The organism is Actinocorallia lasiicapitis (assembly GCF_054778695.1).
This window is the reverse complement of the sequence record NZ_BAAGZI010000629.1, coordinates 1-2,018: the sequence shown is the minus strand read 5'-3', so window position 1 is coordinate 2,018 and position 2,018 is coordinate 1. Positions and strand designations below refer to the sequence as shown.

Below are 2,018 nucleotides of genomic sequence, written 5' to 3'. Positions count from 1 at the left end.
CCGGCGGGGTCGCCGCGTTCGAGGGCGGGCTGCCCGACCGCGAGACCGCGCGGACCTTCGTCCGCGAACTGCTCGCCCTCGCGGGCGCGACCGGGGCGCGGGTGCTCAGCGCGGGCGGCTCCGCCTACCTCGACATCGTCGCCGAAGAGTGGGCGGGCGCGCCCCATGATGTGATCATCCGCAGCGGTGCCTACGTCACCCACGACGACGGCTTCTACGACGAGCGGGCCCGGCTGCCGCTGACGGCCGCGCTGGAGCTGTGGGCGCAGGTCGTGTCCACGCCCGAACCGGGCCTCGCCCTGGTCGGGATGGGCAAACGGGAGGCCCCCTACGATCTCGGCCTGCCCGTCGCCCTCCAGATCCACCGCGACGGCGCGACCCTGCCGGCCGACGGCGTCACGACCGTCAAACTCGACGACCACCACGGCTACCTTGCGGGCGGCGACCTCCACGTCGGCGACGTGCTCCGGTTCGGGATCTCCCATCCGTGCACCGCGTTCGACAAGTGGCGCGTCATCCCGCTCATCGACGACGAGCACCGCGTCGTCGACCTGATCCGCACCTACTTCTAGAGGAGTTCAACCCCATGGGCAAGCAGGAGATCCGGCCGGAAGGCGTCCCGGCGCCCGGCGGCACCTACTCGCACGCGATCGTCGCGGGCGGCTTCGTGTACACCGCCGGGATGGGGCCGATCGACCCGGCGACCGGCAAGGTCGTCGGCGACGACGTCGCCACCCAGACCCGGCAGGTGCTGGAGAACCTGAAAGTGGTGCTGGCCGCCGCGGGCTGCACCCTGGACGACGTGGTGAAGTCGACCGTCCACCTGCAGGACCTGCACCGGGACTTCACCGCCTACGACGCCGAATACCAACGGCACTTCACCGCGCCGTACCCAGTGCGCACGACCGTCGGCTCTGACCTGAAGAACATCCTCGTCGAGATCGACTTCGTCGCCTACCGGGGCTGACCGGCACGGCTCGGGCGTCTCACCGGGGCCCGGGCGCGAGAGTTTCTTCGAACCCCTGCGGGTTTTCCACTCCGCGGGCTAAGCTCGACGGGAAACCGGGTCCGCAAGCCCACAAACCCAGGTCATCCGCCTCCTCGGCCTCCCCCCGGCCGAGGTTCCCGCTCACCCGCCAACCCAGCGCGGCGGGTGGGCACAGGCGGGGACGGGTCCCGGTGTCCATTCCCCCCGGGCACTGGCGCCCGTCCCCGCCCCCTCCGGGGGGCGCCTCACGAAACAGAGGGAACTCGTCGGCGGCCATCGGCCGAATACCGGCGACGACAGCCTGTGTGAGGATGGAGCGCCTGTGAGTCCCCCTGAAGACGATGCCGCGGTGATCGCGGCGTCACTGATCGATCCGGATCGGTTCGCTGAGATCTTCGACCGGCATGCCGATGAGATCCACCGGTACGTCGGCTGGCGGCTCGGGGCCGATCTGGCCGACGACGTCGTGTCCGACGCGTTCCTGGTGGCGTTCCGGAAGCGCTCCGCCTACGACCTGACGCGAAGCGACGCGCGGCCCTGGCTGTTCGGGATCGCCTCCAACGGCATCCGCGACCATCGCAGGGCCGAGGTGCGACGGCACCGGATGCTGGCCCGCGCCGGCTTCGAACCGCAGGCCGAGCCGTTCGAGGAGCGCAGCGCCGAACGGCTCGGCGCCGAAGCGATGCAGCCGCGCCTGCGGGCCGTGCTGGCCGGGCTGTCGGCCGCCGACCGCGATCTGCTGATGTTGATCGCCTGGGCCGAGCTCAGCTATCAGGAGGCCGCCGCGGCGCTGGGCGTGCCGCTCGGGACGGTCCGCTCCCGGCTGCACCGGCTCCGCACCAAACTCCGCCGCTCCCTCGGCGGATCCGACCCCCGCACGACCTTCGAGGAGGCCCGATCATGATCCGCGACGAGCTCACCGTCCTGCGCGACCTGCGCCCGGAGCCCTCCGCCTACGACCCCGCCGCCAAGGCACGGGCCCGCGCCCGGCTCACCCGGCCCGCCCCCCGGCGGTCGCCCCGCCGCAACG

General features: G+C 72.2%; 3 protein-coding genes. All 3 read left to right on the top strand.

The window, feature by feature from the left end; translation table 11 throughout:
* Window positions 1-572 (top strand): type III PLP-dependent enzyme domain-containing protein (locus ACYVE7_RS33120; protein WP_460370411.1); only part of this gene is annotated, 572 nt, incomplete at its 5' end.
* A gap of 14 nt (window positions 573-586) precedes the next feature.
* Window positions 587-967 (top strand): RidA family protein, encoded by a 381-nt coding sequence (locus ACYVE7_RS33115; protein WP_460370409.1) that lies wholly within the window; start codon window positions 587-589, stop codon window positions 965-967.
* Window positions 968-1,310: 343 nt separating this feature from the next.
* Window positions 1,311-1,892 carry an RNA polymerase sigma factor gene (locus ACYVE7_RS33110; RefSeq protein WP_460370407.1) on the top strand — a complete coding sequence of 194 codons (582 nt, stop codon included), beginning with the start codon at window positions 1,311-1,313 and terminating at the stop codon, window positions 1,890-1,892.
* The last annotated feature ends 126 nt before the right edge of the window (window positions 1,893-2,018 follow it).

Bases quoted from the DNA above. Each gene is read 5' to 3' on its own strand.
- ACYVE7_RS33115 (WP_460370409.1), top strand. From the start codon at position 587: ATGGGCAAGCAGGAGATCCGGCCGGAAGGCGTCCCGGCGCCCGGCGGC.